The sequence below is a fragment of the Mycobacterium sp. MOTT36Y genome (genome assembly GCF_000262165.1).
GTDB lineage: Bacteria > Actinomycetota > Actinomycetes > Mycobacteriales > Mycobacteriaceae > Mycobacterium > Mycobacterium intracellulare.
Genome location: NC_017904.1, coordinates 358,864 through 383,872 on the forward strand (window position 1 = coordinate 358,864; position 25,009 = coordinate 383,872).

27 protein-coding genes are annotated in these 25,009 nt (G+C 69.4%); 13 read left to right on the plus strand and 14 right to left on the minus strand.

What is annotated here, in order from left to right; translation table 11 throughout:
* Positions 1-2 precede the first annotated feature (2 nt).
* Genes egtB through egtE form a run of 4 tightly spaced genes read left to right on the plus strand, consistent with a single transcriptional unit; the run spans position 3 to position 4,136 of the window.
* A complete protein-coding gene (gene egtB, locus W7S_RS01740) occupies positions 3-1,307 on the plus strand; it encodes an ergothioneine biosynthesis protein EgtB (RefSeq protein ID WP_071196532.1) in 1,305 nt (434 codons plus the stop codon).
* Positions 1,307-2,017, plus strand: a complete 711-nt coding sequence (gene egtC, locus W7S_RS01745; RefSeq protein WP_008263273.1) for an ergothioneine biosynthesis protein EgtC — start codon at positions 1,307-1,309, stop codon at positions 2,015-2,017. Before egtB ends, egtC begins: the two co-directional genes overlap by 1 nt.
* Positions 2,017-2,982 (plus strand): L-histidine N(alpha)-methyltransferase, encoded by a 966-nt coding sequence (egtD, locus tag W7S_RS01750; protein WP_008263276.1) that lies wholly within the window; start codon positions 2,017-2,019, stop codon positions 2,980-2,982. Before egtC ends, egtD begins: the two co-directional genes overlap by 1 nt.
* Before the next feature lie 47 nt (positions 2,983-3,029).
* Positions 3,030-4,136, plus strand: coding sequence for an ergothioneine biosynthesis PLP-dependent enzyme EgtE (gene egtE / locus W7S_RS01755; protein ID WP_230487546.1), 1,107 nt, complete (start codon positions 3,030-3,032; stop codon positions 4,134-4,136).
* Here egtE and W7S_RS01760 read toward each other — a convergent pair.
* Both W7S_RS01760 and W7S_RS01765 read right to left on the minus strand, forming a co-directional pair.
* The gene (locus W7S_RS01760; RefSeq protein WP_014383691.1) at positions 4,133-4,813 is read right to left on the minus strand and encodes a class I SAM-dependent methyltransferase; all 681 of its coding nucleotides are present in this window, start codon (positions 4,811-4,813) and stop codon (positions 4,133-4,135) included. The genes egtE and W7S_RS01760 overlap by 4 nt on opposite strands.
* 10 nt (positions 4,814-4,823) lie before the next feature.
* Complete coding sequence (locus W7S_RS01765) at positions 4,824-6,296, minus strand: glutamate--cysteine ligase (RefSeq protein WP_014710825.1); 1,473 nt, start codon at positions 6,294-6,296, stop codon at positions 4,824-4,826.
* Positions 6,297-6,431: 135 nt separating this feature from the next.
* Between W7S_RS01765 and glpK the strand changes: the two genes are divergently transcribed.
* Complete coding sequence (gene glpK, locus W7S_RS01770) at positions 6,432-7,958, plus strand: glycerol kinase GlpK (RefSeq protein WP_014710826.1); 1,527 nt, start codon at positions 6,432-6,434, stop codon at positions 7,956-7,958.
* 32 nt (positions 7,959-7,990) lie between these two features.
* Here the strand turns inward: glpK and W7S_RS01775 are convergent, their stop codons facing one another.
* A complete protein-coding gene (locus W7S_RS01775; RefSeq protein WP_008263283.1) occupies positions 7,991-8,710 on the minus strand; it encodes a PadR family transcriptional regulator in 720 nt (239 codons plus the stop codon).
* Between the two features lie 198 nt (positions 8,711-8,908).
* Here W7S_RS01775 and W7S_RS01780 point away from each other — a divergent pair, with 198 nt between their 5' ends.
* Positions 8,909-9,298: a hypothetical protein gene (locus W7S_RS01780; protein WP_014710827.1), complete on the plus strand. Its 390-nt coding sequence runs from the start codon at positions 8,909-8,911 to the stop codon at positions 9,296-9,298.
* Positions 9,299-9,308: 10 nt separating this feature from the next.
* On the opposite strand, the gene W7S_RS01785 is transcribed toward W7S_RS01780, so the two are convergent.
* Entirely contained in the window at positions 9,309-10,181 is an 873-nt protein-coding gene (locus W7S_RS01785; RefSeq protein WP_014710828.1) for an RDD family protein, read from the minus strand.
* Positions 10,182-10,272: 91 nt separating this feature from the next.
* Here W7S_RS01785 and W7S_RS01790 point away from each other — a divergent pair, with 91 nt between their 5' ends.
* Positions 10,273-11,274 (plus strand): stage II sporulation protein M, encoded by a 1,002-nt coding sequence (locus W7S_RS01790; RefSeq protein WP_014710829.1) that lies wholly within the window; start codon positions 10,273-10,275, stop codon positions 11,272-11,274.
* A 72-nt stretch (positions 11,275-11,346) separates the two neighbouring features.
* Here W7S_RS01790 and W7S_RS01795 read toward each other — a convergent pair whose 3' ends face one another.
* From W7S_RS01795 to W7S_RS01815, 5 genes are read right to left on the minus strand one after another with little or no spacing between them, the layout of a single operon-like run.
* Positions 11,347-12,669 carry a DUF58 domain-containing protein gene (locus W7S_RS01795; protein WP_008263287.1) on the minus strand — a complete coding sequence of 441 codons (1,323 nt, stop codon included), beginning with the start codon at positions 12,667-12,669 and terminating at the stop codon, positions 11,347-11,349.
* Positions 12,669-13,664, minus strand: a complete 996-nt coding sequence (locus W7S_RS01800; protein ID WP_008263288.1) for a MoxR family ATPase — start codon at positions 13,662-13,664, stop codon at positions 12,669-12,671. Before W7S_RS01800 ends, W7S_RS01795 begins: the two co-directional genes overlap by 1 nt.
* Positions 13,661-14,800, minus strand: coding sequence for a DUF4350 domain-containing protein (locus W7S_RS01805; RefSeq protein WP_036429781.1), 1,140 nt, complete (start codon positions 14,798-14,800; stop codon positions 13,661-13,663). Before W7S_RS01805 ends, W7S_RS01800 begins: the two co-directional genes overlap by 4 nt.
* Positions 14,800-15,453, minus strand: a complete 654-nt coding sequence (locus tag W7S_RS01810) for a DUF4129 domain-containing protein (protein WP_008263290.1) — start codon at positions 15,451-15,453, stop codon at positions 14,800-14,802. The genes W7S_RS01805 and W7S_RS01810 overlap by 1 nt, the downstream gene beginning before the upstream one ends.
* 24 nt (positions 15,454-15,477) lie before the next feature.
* Positions 15,478-16,668, minus strand: coding sequence for a hypothetical protein (locus W7S_RS01815; RefSeq protein WP_008263291.1), 1,191 nt, complete (start codon positions 16,666-16,668; stop codon positions 15,478-15,480).
* Between the two features lie 153 nt (positions 16,669-16,821).
* Between W7S_RS01815 and W7S_RS01820 the strand changes: the two genes are divergently transcribed.
* The 6 genes from W7S_RS01820 to W7S_RS25785 all read left to right on the plus strand — a co-directional run bounded on the left by W7S_RS01820 (position 16,822) and on the right by W7S_RS25785 (position 20,351).
* Complete coding sequence (locus W7S_RS01820) at positions 16,822-17,286, plus strand: GatB/YqeY domain-containing protein (RefSeq protein ID WP_008263292.1); 465 nt, start codon at positions 16,822-16,824, stop codon at positions 17,284-17,286.
* Between the two features lie 56 nt (positions 17,287-17,342).
* Positions 17,343-18,329 (plus strand): LLM class F420-dependent oxidoreductase, encoded by a 987-nt coding sequence (locus tag W7S_RS01825; RefSeq protein WP_008263293.1) that lies wholly within the window; start codon positions 17,343-17,345, stop codon positions 18,327-18,329.
* 14 nt (positions 18,330-18,343) lie between these two features.
* On the plus strand, positions 18,344-18,718 hold the full coding sequence (locus W7S_RS01830) for a hypothetical protein (protein WP_008263294.1): 375 nt from the start codon (positions 18,344-18,346) through the stop codon (positions 18,716-18,718).
* A gap of 38 nt (positions 18,719-18,756) precedes the next feature.
* Positions 18,757-19,311 carry a type 1 glutamine amidotransferase domain-containing protein gene (locus W7S_RS01835; protein ID WP_008263296.1) on the plus strand — a complete coding sequence of 185 codons (555 nt, stop codon included), beginning with the start codon at positions 18,757-18,759 and terminating at the stop codon, positions 19,309-19,311.
* Between the two features lie 105 nt (positions 19,312-19,416).
* The gene (locus tag W7S_RS01840) at positions 19,417-20,106 is read left to right on the plus strand and encodes a HemK2/MTQ2 family protein methyltransferase (protein WP_008263297.1); all 690 of its coding nucleotides are present in this window, start codon (positions 19,417-19,419) and stop codon (positions 20,104-20,106) included.
* Positions 20,103-20,351, plus strand: a complete 249-nt coding sequence (locus W7S_RS25785; protein ID WP_080587974.1) for a CDGSH iron-sulfur domain-containing protein — start codon at positions 20,103-20,105, stop codon at positions 20,349-20,351. Before W7S_RS01840 ends, W7S_RS25785 begins: the two co-directional genes overlap by 4 nt.
* On the opposite strand, the gene W7S_RS01845 is transcribed toward W7S_RS25785, so the two are convergent.
* The 5 genes from W7S_RS01845 to W7S_RS01865 all read right to left on the minus strand — a co-directional run bounded on the left by W7S_RS01845 (position 20,299) and on the right by W7S_RS01865 (position 25,000).
* On the minus strand, positions 20,299-21,300 hold the full coding sequence (locus W7S_RS01845) for an iron-containing redox enzyme family protein (RefSeq protein ID WP_008263299.1): 1,002 nt from the start codon (positions 21,298-21,300) through the stop codon (positions 20,299-20,301). The genes W7S_RS25785 and W7S_RS01845 overlap by 53 nt on opposite strands.
* Before the next feature lie 78 nt (positions 21,301-21,378).
* Entirely contained in the window at positions 21,379-23,595 is a 2,217-nt protein-coding gene (locus W7S_RS01850) for a SpoIIE family protein phosphatase (protein ID WP_014710830.1), read from the minus strand.
* Positions 23,592-24,218 carry a SpoIIE family protein phosphatase gene (locus W7S_RS01855; RefSeq protein ID WP_014710831.1) on the minus strand — a complete coding sequence of 209 codons (627 nt, stop codon included), beginning with the start codon at positions 24,216-24,218 and terminating at the stop codon, positions 23,592-23,594. The genes W7S_RS01850 and W7S_RS01855 overlap by 4 nt, the downstream gene beginning before the upstream one ends.
* Positions 24,211-24,621 carry an anti-sigma regulatory factor gene (locus W7S_RS01860; RefSeq protein ID WP_014378935.1) on the minus strand — a complete coding sequence of 137 codons (411 nt, stop codon included), beginning with the start codon at positions 24,619-24,621 and terminating at the stop codon, positions 24,211-24,213. Before W7S_RS01860 ends, W7S_RS01855 begins: the two co-directional genes overlap by 8 nt.
* The gene (locus W7S_RS01865) at positions 24,611-25,000 is read right to left on the minus strand and encodes an STAS domain-containing protein (RefSeq protein ID WP_008263312.1); all 390 of its coding nucleotides are present in this window, start codon (positions 24,998-25,000) and stop codon (positions 24,611-24,613) included. The genes W7S_RS01860 and W7S_RS01865 overlap by 11 nt, the downstream gene beginning before the upstream one ends.
* Between the last annotated feature and the right edge of the window lie 9 nt (positions 25,001-25,009).

Genomic DNA, 25,009 nt, shown 5'->3' on the forward strand with positions numbered 1-25,009 from the left:
CGGTGACGTCACGCCAGGCGCTTGCCGACCAGTTGACGCGGACGCGGACGCGGACGCTGCGGCTGGTCGACTTCGACGATGCCGAACTGTGCCGGCAGTACGACCCGCTGATGAGCCCGCTGGTGTGGGATCTGGCGCACATCGGCCAGCAGGAAGAGCTGTGGCTGCTGCGGGGCGGGGATCTTGCCCGGCCGTCGATGCTGTCGCCGGCCGTCGAGGGTCTCTACGACGCCTTCGTGCACTCGCGCGCCAGTCGGGTCGACCTGCCGCTGTTGTCGCCGGACGAGGCGCGCGCGTACTGCCGGACGGTGCGGTCCGCCGTGTTCGACGCCCTGGACGCGCTGCCCGACGACCCGGCGGGCGACGAGGCGGCGTTCGCGTACGCGATGGTGGTCAGCCACGAAAACCAGCACGACGAAACCATGCTGCAGGCATTGAATCTGCGCAGCGGCCCGCCGCTCCTGCGCGGCACGTCGATGCTGCCGCCCGCCCGCCCGGGCCTGGCCGGCACCTCGGTGCTGGTGCCCGGCGGCGAGTTTGTGCTCGGCGTTGACCCCGCCGCCGAGCCATTTTCGCTGGACAACGAGCGTCCCGGCCACGTCGTCGACCTGCCCGCGTTCCGGATCGGCCGGGTTCCGGTCACCAACGGCGAATGGCGGCACTTCATCGACGACGGCGGCTACGACCAGCCGCGGTGGTGGTCGGAGCGGGGCTGGCGGCATCGCCAGGCCGCCGGCCTGACCGCACCGCAGTTCTGGAATCCTGACGCCGCCACCCGCACCCGGTTCGGCCACGTCGAAGACATCCCCGCCGACGAACCCGTCCAGCACGTCAGCTATTTCGAGGCCGAGGCGTACGCGGCCTGGGCCGGCGCGCGGCTGCCCACCGAGATGGAATGGGAGAAGGCCTGCGCATGGGACCCCTCCGCCGGCGCCCGGCGCCGCTACCCATGGGGCGCCCAGGAGCCGTGCGACGCGCTGGCCAACCTCGGCGGCACCGCGCTACGGCCCGCACCCGTCGGGGCCTACCCCGCCGGCGCTTCCGCGTACGGGGCCGAGCAGATGCTCGGCGATGTGTGGGAGTGGACGAGCAGCCCGCTGCGGCCCTGGCCCGGGTTCGTCCCGATGCTCTACGAGCGCTATTCACAGCCGTTCTTCGACGGCGATTACCGGGTGCTGCGCGGCGGATCGTGGGCCGTGGAGCCGAGCATCCTGCGCCCGAGTTTTCGCAACTGGGATCACCCGTACCGGCGCCAGATCTTCTCCGGCGTCCGGTTGGCCTGGGACGTGCCGAAGGAGATCGCCTGATGTGCCGGCATCTGGGGTGGCTCGGGGCCGACGTCACGGTCTCCTCGCTGGTGCTCGACCCACCGTTCGGGCTGCGGGTGCAGGCCTACGCGCCGCGCCGCCAGAAGCATTGTCTGTTGAACGCGGACGGCTGGGGCGTCGGGTTTTTCGATGCTGCGTCGGATGGCGCCGCGCCCCGGCGCTGGCGCAGCCAGCTGCCGCTGTGGGGCGACGTGTCCTTCGAGTCCGTCGCGCCGGCGCTGCGCAGCCACTGCGTGGTGGCCGCGGTGCGCTCGGCGACCGTCGGCATGCCGATCGAAGTCAGCGCGACCGCGCCGTTCACCGACGGGCAATGGTTGTTGTCGCACAACGGAATCGTCGACCGGGCGGCGCTGCCGGCGACGTCGCAGGCCGAATCGGTCTGCGACAGCGCGATGCTGGCGGCCGTCATCTTCGAGCGCGGCCTCGATGCGCTGGGCGACACCATCGCCGAGATCGCGGCGGCCGACCCGCGCGCCCGGCTGAACATATTGGCCGCCAACGGTTCTCGCATGCTGGCGACGGTGTGGGGGGACACGCTGTCCATCCTGCGCCGCCCGGATGGTGTGGTCCTGGCCAGCGAACCCTATGACAACGACTCCGACTGGGAGGACGTGCCGGACCGCCACCTCGTCGAAGTCACCGCCGGCGGAGTCACGATGACCCCGCTGGATCATCCGAAAGGGTCTTGATGACGCTGTCGCTGTCGAACCACCTCGCCGCCGACTCGGCCTACCACGCGTTGCGCCGTGACGTGTTCGAAGGCCTGCAGAAGACGCCGAAGTCGTTGCCGCCCAAGTGGTTCTATGACGCCGTGGGCAGTGACCTGTTCGACCAGATCACCCGGCTGCCCGAGTACTACCCGACCCGCGCCGAGGCCGAGATCCTGCGTGCGCGGGCGGCCGAAATCGCGTCGGCCAGCGAGGCCGACACCCTGGTGGAACTGGGCAGCGGCACCTCGGAGAAGACGCGGCTGCTGCTCGACGCCCTGCGCGCGCGCGGTTCGCTGCGCCGGTTCGTCCCCTTCGACGTCGACGCCAGCATCCTGTCGACGGCCGCCGCGGCCATTGCGCAGGAATACTCGGGAGTCGAAATCAAGGCCGTCTGCGGCGATTTCGAAGAACACCTGACCGAGATCCCGGCGGACGGGCGGCGGCTGTTCGTGTTCTTGGGGTCGACGATCGGCAACCTCACGCCCGGGCCGCGCGCGGACTTCCTCGCCGCGCTGTCCGCCCAGATGCGGCCCGGCGACAGCCTGCTGCTGGGCACCGACCTGGTCAAGGACCTCGAGCGGCTGGTGCGCGCCTACGACGATTCCGCCGGGGTGACGGCGGCGTTCAACCGCAATGTTCTTGCGGTGGTAAACCGGGAACTGGACGCCGATTTCGACGTCGATACTTTCGCGCACGTCGCGCGGTGGAACCCGGCCGAGGAACGTATCGAGATGTGGTTGCGGGCCGATCGCGGCCAGCGGGTGCGTGTCGGTGCGCTCGAGCTGATCGTGGACTTCGAGGCCGGCGAGGAGATGCTGACCGAGGTGTCGTGCAAGTTCCGCCCGGAAAAGGTGAGTGCCGAACTGGCCGCCGTGGGACTGCGTCGCACGCAATGGTGGACCGACGGCGCGGGTGACTTCGGGTTGTCGTTGGCCGTGAAGTGACCGCCGGCGACTCGCTGGCCGACCGATGGCGGGCGGCACGCTTGCCCATGGCCGGCCTGCATCTGGACAACGCCGCCTGCTCGCGGCAGAGCGTCGCGGTGATCGACGCCGCCGCGCAGCACGCCCGCAACGAGTCCGAAGTCGGCGGGTATGTCGCGGCCGAGGCGGCCGCCCCGGTGCTCGACGCCGGACGTGTCGCGTTCGCCGCGCTGACCGGGATGACCGACGCCGAGGTGGTGTTCACCACCGGCTCGCTTCACGCCTTGGATCTGCTGTTGGGCGCCTGGCCGACCAAGCACCGAACGGTAGCGTGCCTGCCCGGCGAATACGGGCCCAACCTGGCCGTGATGGCCGCCCACGGGTTCGACCGCCGGCTGCTGCCGACCATGGATGACGGCCGCGTCGCGCTCGACGACGCGGCGCGGGCCCTCGACACCGACCGGCCGGACCTGGTGCACCTGACCGCGGTGGCCAGCCATAGCGGTGTGGTGCAACCGGTTTCGATGGTCGCCCAGCTCTGCCGGGAGCTCGGGCTGCCACTGGTGATCGACGCGGCGCAGGCGCTGGGGCAGGTGGATTGCGCGGCCGGGGCCGGCGCGACGTATTCCTCGTCGCGCAAGTGGGTCGCCGGCCCGCGCGGTGTCGGGATACTGGCGGTGCGCCGGGAGCTGATGGAGAGCCTGCGCCCCAGGCTGGCGGCACCGCAGTGGGCGCGCGCATCGGGGTCGCCGACGGTGGCCCAGCAGCTCGAATTCGGCGAAGCCAATATCGCTGCGCGGGTGGGGTTTTCGCTGGCGCTGGGGGAGCACCTGGCCTACGGGCCGGCGGCCGTCTGTGCACGCCTGGCCGAGCTGGGCGGCCTGAGCCGCACGGTGCTGGCCGACGTCGCCGGGTGGGCCGTCGTCGAGGAGGTCGAAGAACCCAGCGCCATCACGACTTTGGCGCCGACCGACGGCGCCGACCCGCAGACGGTGCGGGACTGGTTGCTCGCCGAGCGACGGATCCTGACCACCTTCGTCGGCGTGCAGCGGGCACCGCTGGAGCTCCCGGGGCCGCTGCTGCGGATCTCGCCGCACCTGGACACCACTGCCGAGGACCTGGAGACCTTCGCCGAGGCGCTCATCGCCGCGACGGCGGCGACCGCAACCGGCTAGCCGGCCTTGTGCGCCGTCAGCAAGTAGGCCGGCATCTTGATCCGGCCTTGCTCGTCGCGATCGTGCGGCGGGAATTCGAAAGGCGCGTCGGCGATGTTGATCGCGTTCGACAGGATGAAGGAGGGGCGAATCTCGTCGATTTCCCAGTACGTGCTGACCGCGGCGCGTAGTTCGTCTTCGTCGACCTCGTTGGGCTTGGGTTCCATCTCGGCCGGGAAGGCGCCCTTGGCGAACACCAGCACGAAGTAGCTGGCGCCCGGTGCCGCGGCGCGGTGGACCGAGCGCAGGTAGCCGTCGCGGCCCTCCACGGGCAGCGAGTGAAACAGCGTGCTGTCGACGACGGTGGCGAACCGTCCGTCATACCCGCTCAGCGACGTGATGTCGGCCTGCACGAAGCTGGCCGTGGTCAAGCCGCGCTCCTGGGCGGACTTGGTGGCCGCCGCGACGGCGGTCGGCGTGAGGTCGACGCCGACCACAGTGTAACCCTGGGCGGCCAGGCTCAGTGAGAGCTCGGCGACTCCGCAGCCGGCGTCCAGGACGTCGCTGTGGAACTTGCCGGCCGCGGCCAGCGCCGCCAGTTCGGGTTGCGGCTCACCGATATTCCACGGGGGCGGACCCTCGAAATGGGCCTGCTCGCGGTAGGCGCTGTCCCAGTCCATCACTTGATCAGACGACATGGTTGTCAACCTACTCCCAGGTGTGCACCGGCTCGTTGGCGTGCATGTACTCGCAGTAGCGGCGCAGCATCTCGGCCAGCGCGGCGGCCCGGCCCATGCCCGCGTCCTGCAGGGCCCGTACGGTGGAAACCTGCCAGGTGGCGCCGTTGCGGCCAGCGCGGGCGCGGCCCTCGATGACCCCCAGGAACCGGTCGCGGACCTCGGGGTCGACGCCCCAGCGCCGCAACCCGTCGTCGGCCATCGGCAGCAACGTGTCGAGCACCAGCTCGCGTGCGCTCACCTCCCCGAGCCCGGGCCAGTGCAGCCGGGCGTCGATGCCGTGGCGCGCCGCCGCCAAAAAGTTGGCCTCCGCCACCGCGAAATCCATGCGGTCCCACAACGGGCTGTCCGCCTCGGACAAGCTGCGCAGCATCCCGTAGAAGAAGGACGAATTCGCCAGCATGTCAACGACTGTCGGTCCGGCCGGCAACACCCGATTCTCCAGTCGCAGATGCGGGCGCCCGTCGACCACGTCGTACACCGGGCGATTCCACCGGTACACGGTGCCGTTGTGCAGCCGCAACTCGGACAGCTGCGGGGTGCGCCCGGCGGCCAGCTCGGCGACCGGATCCTCCTCGGACACCTCGGGCAACAGGGACGGGAAGTACCGGATGTTCTCGCGGTACAGGTCGAGGACCGAGGTGATCCACTGTTCACCGAACCACACTCGCGGGCGCACGCCTTGGGTTTTCAGCTCTTCGGGTCGGGTGTCGGTGGATTGGGTGAACAGCTCGATGCGGGTTTCCGCCCAGAGTTGGTGGGAGAAGAAGAACGGCGAGTTGGCGCCCAGCGCCAGCTGCGGACCGGCGACAATCTGCGCGGCGTTCCAGTTGGCGGCGAACGTCTCCGGGGCCAATTGCAGGTGCAATTGCATGCTGGTGCAAGCGGATTCGGGCGCTATCGTCGCGGCGTGCCAGTTCAGCGGTTCGGGGCCGTCGATGTCGATGGGCAGGTCCTCGCCGCGGGCGGTGAAGATCGAGTCGTTGAGGGCGGCATACCGCGTCGACTCGCTCATCCAGTCGTGATCGAGGTGTTCGGGCATCAGCGTGGGCAGGATGCCGATCATGACGATGTGCGCACCGTCGGCGGCGCCGGCCTTGATCTCGGCCTCGTTCAGGCTGGCCCGCACCTCGGCCTCGAGATCCAGCCCCGTGTGTCCGGGCAGCGCGTGCGGCGGGACGTTGAATTCGATGTTGTAGGCGCCCAATTCGGTCTGGTACGCGGGATCGCCGATGGCGTCCAGGACGTGGCGATTGGACATGGCCGGCTGGTAGTCGGCGTCGACCAGGTTGCACTCGATCTCCATGCCGGTGAGCGGCTGGTCGGAATCGAAGCGTGACTGGGCGAGCATCGTCTCGAACACGTTCAGACACGCCTGAACCTTGCGCCGGTATTCGCGGCGGTGTGCGCTGTCGTACGTGGTGCGCTTGACCTCTTCGCCCACACCGCAGATGCAACAGGGTTACCGCCCGTAACGCAAGCTCTCCGGCGGCGCGGTTGTGGCCTCGCCCGCCGGGCGGGTAGACCATGATGGACTTTTGCCGCAAAAGTGTCAGAGCTCACGGGTGGAGGAGAGCAGTTGGCCGAGTTCGCCGAATTCGTGGCCGCCATTGACCAGGGGACGACCAGCACGCGCTGCATGATCTTCGATCACGAGGGTGCCGAGGTGGCCCGCCACCAGCTCGAGCACGAACAGATCCTGCCCCAGGCGGGCTGGGTCGAGCACGACCCGGTGGAGATCTGGGAACGTACCTCCTCGGTGCTGACCTCCGTGCTCAACCGTGCCAACCTGGCGCCGAAAAACATTGCCGCGCTGGGTATCACGAACCAGCGCGAGACGACGCTGGTCTGGAACCGCAAGACCGGACGGCCCTATTACAACGCGATCGTCTGGCAGGACACCCGCACCGACCGGATCGCGTCGGCGCTGGGAGCCGACGGCCGGGGCGAGGTGATCCGCCGCAAGGCGGGACTTCCCCCGGCGACGTACTTCTCCGGCGCAAAGCTGCGATGGATCTTGGAGAATGTCGACGGGGTGCGCGACGCCGCCGAGCGTGGCGACGCGTTGTTCGGCACCCCGGACACCTGGGTGTTGTGGAACCTGACCGGGGGTCCGCGGGGCGGCGTGCACGTCACCGACGTGACCAACGCCAGCCGGACCATGCTGATGAACCTCGAGACCCTGGACTGGGACGACGAGTTGCTGTCATTCTTTGCGATCCCGCGCGCGATGCTGCCGCGGATCGGGCCGTCGTCGTCGCCGCAGCCCTACGGGGTGACGGCCGAGACCGGCCCGGCGGGGGGAGAGATTGCGATCACCGGGGTGGTGGGTGACCAGCACGCGGCGATGGTGGGGCAGGTGTGTCTGGCCGAGGGGGAGGCGAAAAACACCTATGGCACCGGCAATTTCCTGCTACTGAACACCGGCGAGACGATCGTGCGGTCCGACAACGGGCTGCTGACCACCGTCTGCTACCAGTTCGGGGACGCCAAACCCGTTTACGCACTTGAGGGTTCGATCGCGGTGACGGGCGCGGCCGTGCAATGGCTGCGCGATCAGCTGGGCATCATCAGCGGGGCCGCGCAAAGCGAGGCGCTGGCCCGCCAGGTCGACGACAACGGCGGCGTCTATTTCGTCCCGGCGTTTTCCGGGTTGTTCGCCCCCTACTGGCGGTCCGATGCCCGGGGCGCGATCGTGGGACTGTCCCGATTCAACACCAACGCGCATCTGGCCCGGGCCACCCTGGAGGCGATCTGCTACCAGAGCCGCGACGTGGTAGACGCGATGGCCGCGGATTCCGGTGTGCGCCTTGAGGTTTTGAAGGTCGACGGCGGTATCACCGGAAATGACCTGTGCATGCAGATCCAGGCCGACGTGCTGGGCGTGGACGTGGTGCGTCCGGTGGTCGCCGAGACGACGGCTCTGGGCGCCGCGTACGCGGCCGGCCTGGCCGTGGGGTTCTGGGCCGACCCGGCGGACCTGCGCGCCAACTGGCAGGAGGGCCGGCGTTGGTCGCCGACCTGGAACGACCAGCAGCGCGCCGAGGGGTACGCGGGCTGGCGCAAGGCCGTGCAGCGGACCCTGGATTGGGTCTCCATCACCTGAGGTGACCTGATCCAGGGTCCGCTGGCTCGGAATCAGTCTTCGCCGAGGATGCCGTAGATCTCGCGCCGCGCGTTGTTGAGAATGTCGACGATGCGCTGCTGCTGCTCGGCCGAAGCGGTGTGGGCGGACTGCCCGACCGCGCCGAACAACTGGCCGACGGCCGCCCTCAGGCTCATGTGACCGGGGTCCGCACCTTCGGTGATTTCGTCCCACGGCGGGGTCTCGATCTTCTCGGCCGCCCCGCGGCCCTGCTCGGTCAGCTCGAAAAGCTTCTTGCTGCCCGCGGATTCGCTCGCGGTGATCAGGCCTTCGTCGTCGAGCAGCTGCAGGGTTGGATACACCGAGCCGGGGCTCGGCTTCCACAGCCCGTTGCTGCGTTCGGCGATCTGCTGGATCATCTCGTAGCCGTGCATCGGCCGCTCGGCGAGCAGCGTCAGGATGGCCGCCCGCACGTCACCGCGCTTGCCGCGGCCCGGGCCGCCACGGCGCCAGGCGCCGCGCCGTCCGCCGGGACCGAAACCGAAACCGGGGCCGAAGCCCGGCCCGAATCCGGGACCGAACCCGAACGGGCCTTCGTAGCCACCCGGGTGGCCGCCGCCGGCGTGGTCGCGGAGATGTTCGCGGAAGTCCCGCCTGGCCTGGCGCCGCGCCTCGTGCAGGGCGCGCCGGTCGACCGGGCCGGAGCCGAAGCCGAATCCGAAACCGGGCCGGCCGCCGAATGGTCCCTCGGGGGGAGTGAATGGGTTGCTCATTTGTGTCCTTACGTTGGTGGGTCGCGCACCCAACGTGCGCTTCGGAATATCACGATATATCGGAAACTAACGCGATGCAACTGGATATGTTGAAAGATATCGGCTAGCGAAGCTGACCTGCGGAAATCCATGCCCATCCACGCCGCCCAAACCCGCGGGCCGGTTTGCAGAGGCCAGACGGCGGGTAGGAACTGTGGGATGGACGCTGACAACGACGTGACGGTCGATCGCACGGCCGCCGGTGCGGCCCGATCCGGGGACCCCGGTGGTGCCCCGCGCCGGAACGTCTGGCCCTGGGTCAACTGGGGGTTGGCGCTGGCGACGGTGCCCGCCGCGGCGATCGTGATGCTGTTCGCGCTCGGTGGCGTGCTGAGCACCGCCGGTTGCAGCGACACCAGCTGCCCCAACCTGGGCCACGGCGGCATCGACTTCGGCGTCGCCTTCTACGGCGCGCCCGCGGTGGCCGTCGTCGTCATCGTCATCTCGGTTTTCACCGCCAAACACCGCGGCGGCATCGCGGTCCCGCTGCTCGGGTGGGCGCTGCTGATCGCCGACGTCGTCCTCATGGCGGCGAGCGTCGCCCGCTAGCCGCGCTGCGTCAGTGCGGCGGTGCGAAACCGTCCGGAGGCGCGCCGTAGCCCGGTCCCGGGGCGGGTCGGCCCGGCTCCGGCCACGGCGCCGGGTACCGCGGCGGCGCGCCCGGTGGCATGGGCGGCCAGCCCGGCGCCTGGGCGGTCGGGCGCAGCCGGGCCAGTTCGCGACGGTGCCGCTCGGCGAGGACGGCGGCCAGCACCAGTTCCGGCGGGGCCCCGGGGGGCGGGGGCGGCGCAATGCGCGCCACGACATCACCGGCGATGCGGTACGCCATCTGAGTGCGCAGCTGGCGGTCGAGTTGCGGTGCGCGGGAAAGGAATTGGCGCGCCACTTCGGCTTGACCGACGGACAGTCCCGACAGCTGCAGCGACGCCGCCCACCAGGCCAGCGCCGGAGGCATCGTCGGCGGGGGCCCCAGCCGGGGTCCGCGTTCGTTGACCACCACCGTGCCGGCGAAGATATCGCCGATCCGTTTGGCTTTGGGTGACAGGATGCTGCAGATGATGGCGGGGCTGCCGAAGAGCATCCAGATTTCCACCAGCGAGGCCAGGGCGCGAAACAGCGCCTGGCGGAAGCGTTCTGGGCCGCCGTCGTCGGACACGACGCGCAGACCCAGGGCGATCTTGCCCACCGAGCGTCCCCGCGTCGCGGTCTCGAGGATCAACGGGTAGCCCACAATTACCAGAACCGTAAATATAAGCAGGATGGCGTTGCTCAGCGCGGTGTCGAACTCGGTCAGGGTGGCGGCCCACAGCATCAGCCCGAGCAGGTAGCCGATCACCATGACGGCGATATCGATCAGCGCGCTCAACGTCCGCACCGGCAGCTGGGCGATCTGCACGTCCAGCACCACGGCGTCCCCGGTCACCACCGACATAACTTCGAACGGTACAGGCCGGGCGGGTGCGGGCGACCGCACTTGGTCATGCCCGCGGCGCCGCGCCCGCGGGGTGATTAGGCTGCCCAGGGTGGACGTCGACGCATTCGTGCTGGCCCATCGAGGCACGTGGGACCGCCTCGATCGACTGATCGGGCGCCGCCGGTCGCTCAGCGGCGCCGAGATCGACGAACTCGTCGAGCTCTATCAGCGGGTGTCCACCCATTTGTCGATGCTGCGCTCGGCCGGAAATGTCGGGTCGGATTCGATGCTGGTCGGCCGGCTCTCGAGCCTGGTCGCGCGGGCCCGTTCCGCGGTGACCGGCGCCCACGCGCCGCTAAGCAGTACGTTCACCCGGTTCTGGACGGTGTCCTTCCCGGTCGTCGCGTACCGCACGTGGCGGTGGTGGCTGGCCACGGCGGCGGCGTTTTTCGCGGTGGTCGTGGTCATTGCGCTGTGGGTCGCCGGCAGTCCCGAGGTGCAGTCAGCGCTCGGAACCCCTAGTGACATCGAGCAATTGGTCAATCACGACGTCGAGTCGTACTACAGCGAACATCCCGCCGCCGCCTTCGCGCTGCAGATCTGGGTGAACAATTCCTGGGTTTCCGCTCAATGCATCGCGCTGTCCGTCGTGCTGGGGTTGCCCATTCCCTTTGTGCTGTTCGAGAATGCCGCCAATGTGGGCGTGATCGCCGGCCTGATGTTCCCCGCCGGCAAGGGCGGCCTGCTGCTGGGATTGCTTGCCCCCCATGGGCTGTTGGAGCTCACCGCGGTCTTCCTCTCGGGGGCGGCGGGAATGCGGCTGGGATGGTCGGTGATGTCGCCCGGCGACCGGCCCCGCGGACAGGTGCTCGCCGAACAGGGCCGTGCCATCGTCTCGGTGGCCGTGGGCCTGGTGGCCGTGCTCGCCGTTTCCGGGTTGATCGAGGCGCTGGTGACGCCGTCGCCGTTACCGACGGTCGTACGGGTCGGCATCGGCGTCATCGCCGAGGCGGCGTTCTTGTCCTACATCGTCTACTTCGGTCGCCGCGGGGTCAGAGCCGGGGAAAGCGGCGACATCGACGACGCGCCGGATGTGGTCCCCACCGGCTGAGCTTCGCGAGACTGCAACTGCGGACGGCCCTACTCGGGAAATGCGTCGGTGGTTACAGTTTCGCGGTGCCGATCACAGGCGCCCGGTCGCTTTCATCGCCAGGTAGTGGTCGGCGAGCGCGGGCGCCAGTTCGGCGGGCGGGGCGTCGACGACCTCCACGCCGGTGCGGCGCAATCGTGTGGCCATGGCGCCGCGGTCGTTGCGGGATCGCTCGGCCGCGGCGGCGTCGTACACCGCCGCGGCATCCGATCGGCCGGCGGCCATCTGGTCGACCCGCGGGTCGGAAACCGCGGCCAGCAGCAGGTGATGCTTGGCCGACAGCTGCGGCAGCACGGGCAGCAGGCCCTCGTCGAGGGCGGTCGGATTGAGGTCGGTCAGCAGCACCACCAGCGAGCGCCGGCGGGCCCGCAGCGCGATGGCCGAAGCCATTGCCCGCCAATCGGATTCGACGAGCGTGGGCTGCAGGGGGGCCATCGCGTCGACGAGCTGGGCGAGCAGCTCGGTGCGCGACGCGCCGAAGACGCCGGCCCGGCTCACCCGGTCGTGGGCGAGGAAGTCGACGTTGTCGCCCGCCCGCGACGCGAGCGCGGCCAGCAGCAGCGCGGCATCCATCGACCAGTCCAGCCGCGGCCAGCCCGCGGGATCGGAGGTGGTGGGGTCGACGCCCACCCGGCCCGCCGCGGTGCGGCCCGTGTCGAGCACGATCACCACGCGCCGGTCGCGTTCGGGGCGCCAGGTGCGCACCACCACGTCGGCGCGCCGCGCGGTCGCGCGCCAATCGATCGAGCGCACGTCGTCACCGACGACATACTCTCGCAGCGAATCGAATTCGGTGCCCTGCCCGCGCACCAGGGTGGGCAGTAGGCCGTCGATCTCGCGCAGCCTGGCCAGGCGCGACGGCAGGTGCTTGCGCGACAGGAACGGCGGCAGCACCCGGAGCTGGCCGGGCACCGATTGCGAACCCTGCCGTCCCGCCAAGCCCAGGGGCCCGATCGATCGCGCGGTGATCACCGTCGCGCGCTGATCGCCGCGGCGCTTTGGCTCCAGCCGGGTCGCGACGTGCTGATCGCCCCCGGCCGGGATGTCCACCGCATGGGTGCGCGGCCGCGCGCGGGCGCTGGGCGGCCAGGCGTCGCGGACCTGGCCGCGGAACCGCCGCCGGCCGTCGTTGTGGATGGACAGCTCACAATCCACCTGTTGACCGAGCCGGGCGGAGCGATCCGGGGAGCGCACGTAGCGCAGGGCGGTGGTGCGGGCCGCCAACCCGACGTCGACGGCAACGGCGATGGCCAGCGCCACCAGCAGGGCCACGAAAGCCGTTGCCGGCCAAGGCGAGACAGCGATGGGCAGGACGCAGATCAGCGCGACCAGTCCCGTGCGTCCGGTCAGGATCACTAGCGGGGCACCGGAACCGACGCCAGAATCCCGTCGAGCACGCCATCGGACGTGGCCCCCTCGAGTTCGGCTTCGGGCCGCAGCATCACCCGGTGCCGCAGCGTCGGGCGGGCCATGGCCTTCACGTCGTCGGGGGTGACGTAGTTGCGGCCCGACAGCCAGGACCAGGAGCGCGCGGTGGCCAACAGGGCGGTCGCCCCGCGGGGGGACACGCCCAGCTGCAGCGCGGGGGAGGATCGGGTGGCCCCGACGATGTCGACGATGTAGCCGAGCACCTCGTCGGCGACCAGCACGTGTCGCACGGCGTCGCGGCCGGCGGCCAGGTCGGCCGGCCCCGCCACCGGCTTGATCGCCGACAGATCGCGGGGATCGAAACCGTGCGCGTGCCGGTGCAGGATGGCGATCTCGGCGTCCCGCGGGGGCAGCGTCACATTCAGTTTGAGGAGAAAGCGATCCAGCTGGGCCTCGGGCAGCTGGTAGGTGCCCTCGTATTCGACCGGGTTCTGGGTCGCGGCGACGATGAACGGGTCCGGCAGCGGCTGGGGTTCGCCCTCGACGCTGACCTGGCGCTCCTCCATCGCCTCGAGCAGCGCGGCCTGGGTCTTGGGTGGGGTGCGGTTGATCTCGTCGGCGAGCAGCAGGTTGGTGAACACCGGACCGGGCCGGAACACGAACGCGGCGGTGCGCGCGTCGTACACCAGGGAACCCGTCACGTCGCCGGGCATCAGGTCCGGCGTGAACTGCACCCGCTTGAACTCCAGCTGCAGCGCCGCGGACAGCGCCCGGACCAGCAGCGTCTTCGCCACTCCCGGAACGCCTTCCAGCAGCACATGCCCGCGGCACAGCAGCGCGATCACCAGGCCGCTGACCACGCCCTCCTGCCCGACGACGGCCTTGGCGAGCTCGGCGCGCAACGCCAGCAGCGCCTCGCGAGCGGATTCGGCGGTGGGGGACGAGGCGGTATCGGCTTGTGGACCGGAAGGGGACTGTGTCACGGGCGTGCGACCTGCCTTTCGATGTCGTCGAGCGCACGGGCAAGTTGTAACAGGTCGTGGTCGGTCGTCGGGGGCGGACCGAACAGATGGTAGGAGACGAACCCCGGATCCGAACCGGTGCGCTGGGCCGCGGTGGACACCACGGTCGCCGGGTCGGCGCCGGCGCCCAGGCCGAGCCGCGGCAGCAGCCGCTGCAGTGTCGCCGTGCGCAGCGCCGCGGCCGCGCGATCGCGTGCCCGCCGGGACCGATACAGCCGGCCGCGACCCTCGACGGTCTCCGACGCGCGCACCACGACGGGCAACTCCTCGGCCACCAGCGGGCCGGGGCGGCGGCCCTTCCACGCGGCGACCAGCAGCACCACCAGCGCCAGCTGCCACACGATCCAGCTCACGTTGGGTGGAATCAGGTCGAAAAGTGATGCCTTGGTGGAGGTTTCACCCTCGACGTGATGGGGCGCGTACCACACGAGCCGGGGGCGGTCGCCGGCCAGGTTCATCGCGAGCGCCGCGTTGCCAGCGTGCAACAGGCCGCCGTTGGTCATGAAGTCGGTGCTGCCGACGGCGGTGACGACCCGTCCGCCGTCCCGGAAGCGGATCAGCGCGCCGTCGTAGCAGCGGGTCATCGTCCGGCCGTCCTTGGCCTTGAAGGTGTTGGTCGGGCCGAACCGCACCGAGCCGGACCGAACGGCTTCGCGCAGCGTGCAATTCGGGTCGCTGTCGAAGCCGCTGGCGCCGGACACCTCCACGCCCGGCAGCAGCGCCTCGCGGGCCCGCGTCGTCGGTTCCACCAGCAGCAGGTCGGAACGGATCCTCGCCAGCCGGTCGGTCACCGCGTCGGTCAGGTACTGGCTCTGTGCCACCAGGATCAGCGCGTCCGGGCGCGCCGCCCGTTCGACGTCGGCGATGGTGTCGGCCACGACGACGTCCACACCGGCGTCGCGGAGCAACTCCACCAGCGCGTGGGCGCCGTCCGGGCCGGTCGACGCGGGGTCCATCCGCGCGCCGGGGCGCGGCGCGGTCAGGTAGGCATCGACGCCGGCGATGACGGCCAGCACCAGCAGGGTGACGACCACCCAGCGCCACGAGCGCCGGCGCCGGGGCGCGGTCTGGGTGCGGGCATCGCTGATCGTGGCCATCACCGCACCTGCGCCCACGACTCGGGGACGGCGGGCCGCCCGGCCTCGGCAGGGACACCCTGCCAGCGGGACCGCAGGTGATCGTCGAGGTCGGCGATCATCTGGTAGGCGGCCCGGGTTCCGGGCTGCTCGCCGTAGGTGACGTCGTTGAAAGCCGTTGCCGCTTCGGACAGTTCGCCGGCCAGATGGGGCAGCGCGGTGCCGGCGTCGCGCGCCAGCTCGTTGGCCGTGCGGCCGGGGGCCGCCGCCAGCACACCGGTCTCCTCGAGCTGGCGGGCGACGGCGCGCAGCCGGTGGCGTATGGCCGACGCCCAATCACCTTCGGCCGCATAGCTTTCGGCCGTCGCGCGATGCTGGGCGGCCGTCAGCTGCGCGGCTTCGAACAGCTGCTGGTCACCGCCGCGGCGGGCGCGCATGGTGCGCCGCGCGACGTGGAAGGCAACAAACACCGCGATCGCCAACAGGATCAAAAGCACTGTCGCCGTGAACCATCCGCCCGGCACCGTGGCGGTCTTCTGCAGCATGCGGTATATCAGGTCGTTGAGCCAGTCGAGGAACTGGTCGGCCGCCGACCCCTTGGAATAGATCGGCTTGTTGAGTTCGTCCTGCGCGGCGTGGTGCGCGGCATCGCGGTCGATGTCGATGGAAGGCATGCTCAGCTAGTCCTCGCTCGGCCGTTACAGCGGCCGCGTGAGCCAGAGGTTGTCGGTGGACGCGGCCGCGTAGGGCCCCTGGGCGGCGCCGGTCTGCAAGACCAGGTCGAACGCCTCGGCGCGCATCCGGCGGTCGGTGTAGAGCAGGACGATGACTCCGGCGTTGAACGGTGCGGTAATGATCTCGCCGATCGCCGCCCCGACGGAGAGGATCGCGGTGCTGATCAAAAAGGCGGTGCCGGACGAGGTGATCTGGAAAAACTGACCGACGATGCTGAACGGCACCGCGACGGCGTTGGCGACGATCGAGGCCACCAGGAAGGTGAGCGTGCGGATGCCCAGCACTCGCCAGAACCCGTTGCGGATCAGCCTGAACGATCGGGTGATCGCGTCGAGCACGGGCAGCCGTTCCAGCACGATCAGCACCGGGGCGAACAGCACCACGGTGTACAGGTACACCAGCGCCGCGAGGACGACCAGCACCAGCGGGATGCCGAGCACCACGGCCGCCGCGGCGCTGCCGATCGCCGCCAGCACCCCGATGATCACCGCGACCAGCCCGGCCAGGGCCGCCACCACGACAGCCTCGACCAGGGCCAGGCCGAGCAAGGCCGGCAGCCGCCCGCGGATCCTGGTCCAGGTTTCACCGATGGTGATCGGCGACCCGAACACCGCCCGCCCGACGATGACGGTGAGCATTCCGGACAGCAGCATGCCGCCCAGCCAGCCGACGAGGAGGCCGGCCCCCACCGACGCCGTCCAGGCGCCCAGGACCCCCGCGGTCAGGGTGTCGGGCTCGCCGGTGGTGGTGAACCGGTCGTGGGCGGCCAGCGGTCCGAAGAAGGCGACCTTGGTGATGATCTGCATGACCACGACGACGATGGCGGTCAGGCCCAGCGTCGCTTTCGGATTGGCGCGCACGTAGCCGACCGCGCCGTTGAAGATGTCGCCGAGGGTCAGCGGGCGCAGCGGGATGATGCCGGGCTTGACCGTTCCGTAGCCGGGCGGCGCGCCGAAGGCGGGTGGGGTGCTGTAGCCCGGCGGCGGCCCGTAGCCGGGTGGGACGCCGTGGCCGGGTGGGGGCGGATAGCCCGGCGGGGGACCATAGGTCGGGTAGACCGGGGGCGGGCCGTATTGAGGTGGCGGGCCGTATTGAGGTGGCGGGCCGTATGCGGGCGGCGGGCCAACCGGATGACCAGGCGGCGGCGCGGTCACCGAACGCCGAGGCCTTGCAAACTAGCTCCGCGGCCGGGCGCGTCGTTCGTCATGGGCTCCATCCTGTCGGCGGTCGTGGCATTTCACAATGTTGACCGGTGTTGACCGGCATTGACCGCGTTGTCCCCCGCGCCCGCGCGTAGCGTCTCACACATGGCGGAACTCAAATCGCGGCTCCGGGCGGACCTGACCGCGGCGATGAAGGCCCAGGACAAGCTGCGAACGGCCACGCTGCGGATGCTGCTGGCCGCGATCCAAACCGAGGAAGTGTCCGGTAAGCAGGCCAAAGACCTCACCGACGAGGAGGTCATCAAGGTGCTGGCCAAGGAATCGCGCAAACGCGGCGAATCCGCCGAGATCTACACCCAGAACGGGCGCGGAGACCTGGCCGCCAACGAGCACGCCGAGGCCAGGATCATCGACGAATACCTGCCCACCCCGCTCACCGAGGCCGAGGTGGCCGACGTTGCCGACACGGCGATCGCGCAGGTGGCCGAGGAAATCGGCGAGCGCCCCGGCATGAAACAGATGGGCCTGGTGATGAAGGCCGCCACCGCGATCGCGGCCGGCAAGGCCGACGGCGCCCGATTGTCGGCCGCCGTCAAAGAGCGCCTGTAGCCCGACCGGTTCGGTGGACTCGTTTGCCCTCGGGGCAGCCGGGTACCCAACTGCGCATGACCAATTTTGGCTACACTTTGATGACCGAGCAGAGTGGACCCAAAGAGCTTGTCCAGTACGCCATTTCGGCCGAACAGCGCGGTTTCGACTTCCACGTCTGCAGTGACCACTTTTCACCGTGGCTCAGCTCGCAGGGGCACGCGCCCAACGCCTGGGCGGTCCTGGGTGCGGTGGCACAGGCCACCGAACGGGTAGACCTCTACACCTACGTGACGTGCCCGACGATGCGGTATCACCCGGCCATCGTCGCCCAGCAGGCCGCCACCGTGCAGATCCTATCCGACGGCCGGTTCACGCTGGGCCTGGGCAGCGGCGAAAACCTCAACGAGCACGTCGTGGGCAGGGGCTGGCCGGCCGTCACCCGCCGCCAGGACATGCTGCGTGAGGCCATCAAGATCATCCGGGAACTGTTCGGCGGGCAGCTGGTGGACTTCACCGGCGACTATTTCCAGGTCGACTCCGCGCGGCTGTGGGACGTCCCCGACGTCCCGGTCGGCATCGGGGTGGCCATCGGGGGCACCAAGGCGATCGACAAGTTCGCCAAGCTGGCCGACCACCTGATCGCAACCGAGCCCAAGGCCGAACTCGTCCACGGCTGGCACGGCGCCCGGCAGGCCGCGAACCTCGCCGGCGGCGGCCGGGTGATCGGCCAGATACCGGTGTGCTGGGACCCCGACCGTGACACCGCCGTCAAGCGCGCGCACGACCAGTTCCGCTGGTTTGCCGGCGGCTGGAAGGTGAACGCCGACCTGCCGACCCCGGCCGGTTTCGCCGGCGCGACCCAATTCGTCCGCCCCGAAGACGTCGCCGGCACCATTCCCTGCGGCCCCGACCTCGACGCGATCGTCGAAAGCGTCCGGCCCTACTGGGAAGCCGGATTCACCGACATAGCGCTCATCCAGGTCGGCGGGGACACCCAGGAGAGGTTCCTCAAAGAGGCCGCCGAGCCGTTGCTCGCCGCGCTGCGCGAGGCAGCGAACTGATCGGCGGACAGGCGATGACGAGCGACCAATCGGACGGCACCACAGCCACATTGGTCTCCGCGCTCGGCGGTGCCAGCTTAGCCCTGGGCATCAGCGAACTGGTGGCGCCGAGTCGGGTCGCCGCGATCGCGGGTGTCGACGACACCGCCCGGTCGCGCCGGGTGATCCGCGCGCTTGGGGTGCGCGAATGCGGCCACGGCGCGGCGCTGTTGGGGGGCCCCGACAAGCTGGTATGGACCCGTGTGGCCGGGGATGTCCTGGATATGGCCCTGTTGATCGCGGGTGTGGCCGCCCGCGGCCCCGGGCGGCGGCGCCAGGGCATCGTCTGCGCCGCCGCCCTGTCCGGGATCGCCGGCCTGGACCTCTACACGGCGATGCGAACTCTTTGATCCGACGCGAATCGTCGATCGCAGGAAGGAAAACGGCGATGTCAAACGAATTGCAAGGAAAGAGAATAGCTTTTCTCGCGGCCGACGGCGTGGAAAAGGTTGAGCTCGAACAGCCGCGCGCGGCGCTGCAAGAGGCCGGGGCCAAGGTCGAGGTGCTCTCGCTCAAGGACGGCGAAATCCAGGCCCGCAACCACGATCTCGAGCCCGCCGGGACCTTCGCCGTCGATCGGAAAGTGTCCGAGGCGTCGGTGGGCGAATTCGACGGCCTGGTGCTGCCGGGCGGCACGGTGAACCCGGACAAGCTGCGCATGGACGACGACGCCGTCTCGTTCGTCCGCGATTTCGTCAGCTCGGGCAAACCGGTGGCCGCCATCTGTCACGGACCCTGGACCCTGGTGGAAGCCGGTGTGGCGGTGGGCCGGACGCTGACGTCCTACCCGAGCATTCGCACGGATCTTCGCAACGCGGGCGCCCAGGTGGAAGACGACGAGGTCGTCATCGACGGCAATTTGATCTCCAGCCGGTCACCGTCGGACCTCCCCGCGTTCTGCGCGGCGATCCTCAAACAGTTTGCCCAGGCGACGGCCGGTTAGCCGCGGCGATGCCGGGCCGGTCGGTTTGAATGCCCCGGTTTGCGGGCATCATCCCGCCAAGCCGTGATCAGCGGCTATCCGTATAGGGTTCTCGAAAGGCCAACCGTGACGACCACATATCCCGAGCCCGCCGTCTTGCCCACCCAGAACGTGTATCGGCCGCAGGAGGACTCCAGACTGCTGGTCGATGTGATGCACGAGACCGGTCTGATCCCGGGACGGCGCGTTCTGGACCTGTGCACCGGCAGCGGTTTCGTCGCGATAGCGGCGGCGGAGATGGGTTGCGCCGACACGACCGCCTTCGACATCTGCCCGCAGGCCGTTCGCTGCGCCCGGGAGAACGCCGCGGCTGCCGGAATCGACATCGACGTTCGCGAGGGGTCGTGGATAACCGCGGTGGAGTGCGCGCCGTTCGACGTGGTGGTGTCGAATCCGCCCTACGTGCCGACCCCGCCCGGTGCCGAGCTGGAAGAGATCTGCCCGGAAGCCGGACCGTCGTGGGCCTGGAATGCCGGCCGAGACGGACGCCTGATCCTCGACCCGCTGTGCGAGTCGGCTCCGAAGTTGTTGCGCGACGGTGGATCCCTGCTGATGGTGCACTCGGCACTCGCCGGTGTCCAGCAGTCGCTGGATTCCCTCAAGTGGGCCGGTATGGACGCGGCAGTGGTTGCCTCGAAATGGATTCCGTTCGGCCCGGTGATGACATCCCGGGCGCAGTGGTTGGAAGACGTCGGCCTGATACCGCGCGGACGCCGGGAAGAGGAACTGATCGTGATTCGGGCCGAAAAGCGATGAGTCCCACCAGGGTTCAGGTGGTGCCCAACGGCCCGGTGCTGGTTTCGGGTCCGGTGCGCATCGAGATGCCCGGCGGCGAGGTCGTTCAGTCCGACCGGTTCATGGTGGCGATCTGCACCTGCCGTCGCAGCGGCAGGTACCCCTTGTGCGACACCAGCCACCGCAGATGCAAGCGCCTGAGCAAGACGACCGCTACGTCAGCGGCCGCCGCAACGACGTCCGATCCTGCTTCCACGACGCCATAATCGTTTCCGCCAAGCGGTTTTCGACCGCGGCGTGCGCGCGGATCCCGAAGATGACGTCCTGCTCGAGCTGCGGCTCCCGGGCGACGAGATCGCCGACCACATCCGCGCGCACGACGTGTTCGTGTACCGCGTCGGCCTCGACGTGCTCGCTGTAGAAATTGATGCAGGCCGCGGGCGCCTGCAAGCGCTCCAACGCCCGCACCATGCGCTGGGATCCGGGCGGCGAGGTGATCTCGGTCGACGCGAAGTGCCCGATCGCGGCGCCGCGCAACGAGCGGTGCAACCCGAACAGCGACATCAGATTGACCACCGCCAGCGATTCGGGGGGAACCGCGTCGACGTAACCCCAATACGTCGCGTCCAGCCCGGCCGCGGTCAGCAGATCGGCGAACAGTTGCTGGTGCAGTCGGGGGCCCTGCCCGGCGCCGTACTCGTCGAACTCCACCGCCACGAAGGCCGCTTTGGCGGTGCCCATCAGGCGCGGGATGGCCCAGGCGTGCGGATCGCCCTCTTTGAGGTGATACAGCGAGCGGTGCACGAAGTATTCGCACATCTGCTGCCACGTCCCGGTGTCACGCAGGTAGTACGACGGGCCGGTGCCGTCGACGGGTTCGATCGAAATCGCTTCCATCTCAGCCGCGGCCGTCTGCTCGGGTTCGATCGGCCCGACGTCGCGGCGCACACCGGCCAAGAACACGCGCTCCAGCTCGGCGCGCAGCGCCAGCAGCGCCGGGTTCCACTCCCACGCGGGGTCGACACCGGCGAAACCGCGGTAGTGCAGCTCGTAGCAGACGGACAGCGCCAGCTGCAGATCCAGACCGTACGGGTCGGAATCGCGCACGGATGCGCCGATGCGCGCGAAATGGTCAACCGACGGCGGGCCCGCCAGCGCGCAACGAACGGCTGTCGACAGGGGCCCGTGTGCCTCGGGCAGGACGGGTTCAGTCATGGTCGATGAGCGGGTCACGCCGGTGACTACCCGTAACCGGGGCCCGGCAAACGGCGCCGCAACACTTTTCGACGCCCACTAGCCGGATTCAGCCGGCAGTCTGAAGGTGATGTCGAGGGTGGTGCCGGTGGCCGCGGTGTCGAGCTGCGTCGCATCGCTGAGCGCCCTGATCAGGGGCAAGCCGCGCCCACCGTTGACCGGGTTGGCGGCCGGCGCCTTCCACGAACCGTAATCGGTGATCCGGGTGCGCACTTCGCCGTCGCCGAGGCTGGCCTCGACCACCATCGTCCCCGCGACGAATCCGCGGTAGGCGTGTTCGACGCAATTGGTGCAGGCCTCGTTGACCACCAGCACGATGTCGGCGGCCAGGTCCCCCGTGATGTGAGCGGCGCGCAGCCAGTCCGCGAGGCGGTGCCGGATGCGAACCAATTGGTCTGCGGTGGCGTCCCTTTCGATGCGTAGCGGCGTCTGGTGGTGGCGGTAGATCACCATCGCGACGTCGTCGTCATAGCCGCCCGCCGGCGCCAGTTCACGAAGCATCTCGTCGGCGACGGTGTCCAGCGGTAGTGTCATCGTCTGCGCCAGAACGTCTGCCGCGCGGGCGATTCCGTCGTCGATCGACTCGTGTTTGCGTTCCACCAGCCCGTCGGTGAACAACATCAGGGTCGAGCCGGGCGGCAGCACCCGGGTGGCCTGCGGGCGCGGTTCATCGCGGCGGACCGCGAGCGGCACCGAAGCGGCGTCGGTCAACAGGGTCGTCGTGCCCGGCTCGGGGCCGATGAGCACGGCTGGCATGTGCCCGGCGTTGCTGTATTGCAACAGCCCGGTTTCGGTGTCCAGGATCGCGAGAAACACGGTGGTGCAGTAGGCGTTCGGGATGAGCGACGCCGCCGAGTCCAGCTGATCGAGCAGCACCGCCGGCTCGGCGCCGTTGATCAACAACGCTCGCGCGGAACTGCGCAGCTGGCCCATGATGGCGGCGGCGGGCAGGCCGCGTCCCACGCAGTCGCCGACGACGATGCCGATGCGGTGCTCGCCGATCGGCAGCACGTCGTACCAGTCACCGCCGATCTCCAAGGGCAGCACCGCGGGTTCGTAGCGCACCGTGAAACCCGGCGGGGGCTGGATGGGCGGGAGCATGGCACGCTGCAGCGTCAGCGACGTCTCGCGGGCGCTCTCGAACTGACGAACGTGCTGCATCGCCAGACTGAGGTGGCTGATCAGCACGGTGACCAGCAGGCGGTCTTCGCCACTGACCCAGCGGGGTGTGCGCAGCTCCAGCCACAACGCCAGGTCCCCGGTGCCGGAGAGCACCGCGACCAATCCCTGGGCCTTACCGGGATGATCAGGTGACTCAACGGTTTTCGCGGTCAGCGGTAGTTGCTGGCGCGCGTCGGAGAAGGTGTGACGCAACCACGGATCCAGCTTGCGCCACGACGTCGCCGCGGGCTCGCCCGCGGTGTGGACGGTCGGGTCGCCCTCGCCGCTGGGCCACATGACCGCGACCACCCGCTGCACGTCGATCGCCGCGCGGCACTCGTCGAGTGTGATCGACAGCAACTCGTCCACGCTCCTGGCCACCGCCACCGCCGTGGCCAGGCGCAACACCGCGCTCTCCCGCGCCGCGAATGCGCGTTCCGCGGTGATATCTCGAACGGTCCCGACGTAGGCGTCGCGATCGCTGCCGGATTCCTTGACCGCGTTGATGCTCACCTTCACCCAGGCGAGATGCCCGTCGCCGTGGCGGATCGGCGTTTCGTAGTCGGCCCTGCCGTGGTTCAGCACCAGGCCGATCTGCTCGGCCGCCGTCTTGGTGTCGACCAGCCACGGGTGCGGCCACCGATAGGGCAAACCCTCGCTGGGAAAGCCGATGATGTCGATGAAGGCGCTGTTCATCTCGATCACGGAGCCCTCGTGGTCGGCGACGAAGAACCCCTCCTGCAGCGAATTCACCAGCGCGTTGCGGAATTTGTCGCGATCTGCCAGCCAATCCGCGCGATCCCGCTGTTCCGCGTAGCGCCTGTTGCCGTCGATGAAGCCGCGCATGGCCACGTCGAGGGGAGCCAGCAGTTGCAGCAGGAACTCCAGCGCGATCGGCCCGTCGATGCGCACGTCCTTCGCGATCTCGAAAACCAGGCGGACGTGGTTCTCGACGATTTCGAGCAGGCTGATCTGATTCTGTAGGGCCGTGCGGCCGAGCTCATTTCCGATCGACAAGTTGGCGTCATCGGGTGAGTCCAGATAGTTGCGCAACGCGGCGGCGTAGCGATCGTGGAAGTCTTCGTTGCCGCTCATGTCGAGGTCCCCCTGTGCCGCGCCGTCAGCACCATCGCGTCATCGGTTTCCTTGGCGCCCTTACCGAGAATCTCTTCCGCGATGGCGACAGCGTGCGCCGAGAAGTCGACGTGACCCAGGTAATCTTCCCCGATCCCGTCGGTGCTCATCACGAGAAGATCACCGGGGCGGATCGAAATAGCCTGTGCCGGACGGATTTCCGGTATCCGGTAGCCGACGATGCCCCCGGTGAGACGGGCACTGGACCGGACATGGACACCGCTGGGCGCTTTGGCCACCAGATCGGCGGTGACGTTGCCGACTCCCGTCCACGTCAGCGTGTTCGCGGCGAAATCCACCCGCGCCAACGTCATTGCCACCCCTCTGGTTCCGGTGAGCAGCCGGTGGCAAAGCTGGATCAGGACTTCGAGCCGCTCGGAACTGTTGTTCTTGACCGCATCGATCGCGCGCAGCGCAGCCTCCGCGGCGGCCGGCCCGTGACCGAGGCCATCCACCAGACCGAACAGCGCGGCCTCGCCGCCGATGGCGACCGAGATGCCCCGGTCGCCGGAGGTGTACTCGCTGGGCAAGGGCCGGCCCGCCCTGGCCCATTCGATGGGTCCGAACCGGCCGCTTTCATGCACGGGGCGGGACCCATTTCCACATCTCGATGACGGTCCCCTGACCGACCGTGGACTCGACGACCAACCGGTCCATCAGGCGGCGCGCGCCCGGCAATCCCATCCCGAGCCCGCGGCCGGTCGAATATCCGTCTTCCATCGCGCGTTCGATGTCGGCGATCCCGGGCCCCTGATCCTCCGCGCGCACCACCAGGGCCTTGCGCCCCTCCCGGTCGGCCACCCCGACCCGGACGGAGCCGCGGCCGGCGTAGCTGGTGATGTTGCGCGCGATTTCGGAGATCGCCGTCGCGATCATGGTGACGTCCGTCAGCGAGAATCCCAGATCGAGGGCGAGCTGGTGTCCCGCCTTGCGGGCGTCGACGATGTCGTCGGGATGGTCGATGGCGACGACGATATCAGCCGCCACCATCGCGCCCGATCGTCGGTTTCCGCTGCGCCAGTTGACGATTCAGAAGGGACAGGCCCTCTTCCAGGTCCAGCGCGGTGTTCATGTCGTCGAACGCCAGGCCAAGCTGGACCATCGCGAACGCCACCTCGGGCTGCAGGCCGACGATCACCGTGTCCGCGCCACGCAGCCGGGTCATGTGCGCGATCGTGCGCAGCGAGCGGGCCGCGAAGGAATCCATGACGTCGATGGCGGTGACGTCGACGATGATGCCCTGCGCGCGGAACCGGCTGACGCGCTCCATGAGGTCGTAGCGCAGCCGTTCGGCGTCGGAGTCTGAGAGCGCGGCCTGCACCGAGGCGATGAGGATCGAACCCTGTTTCAGGATCGGTACTGGCATGCGGCGCTC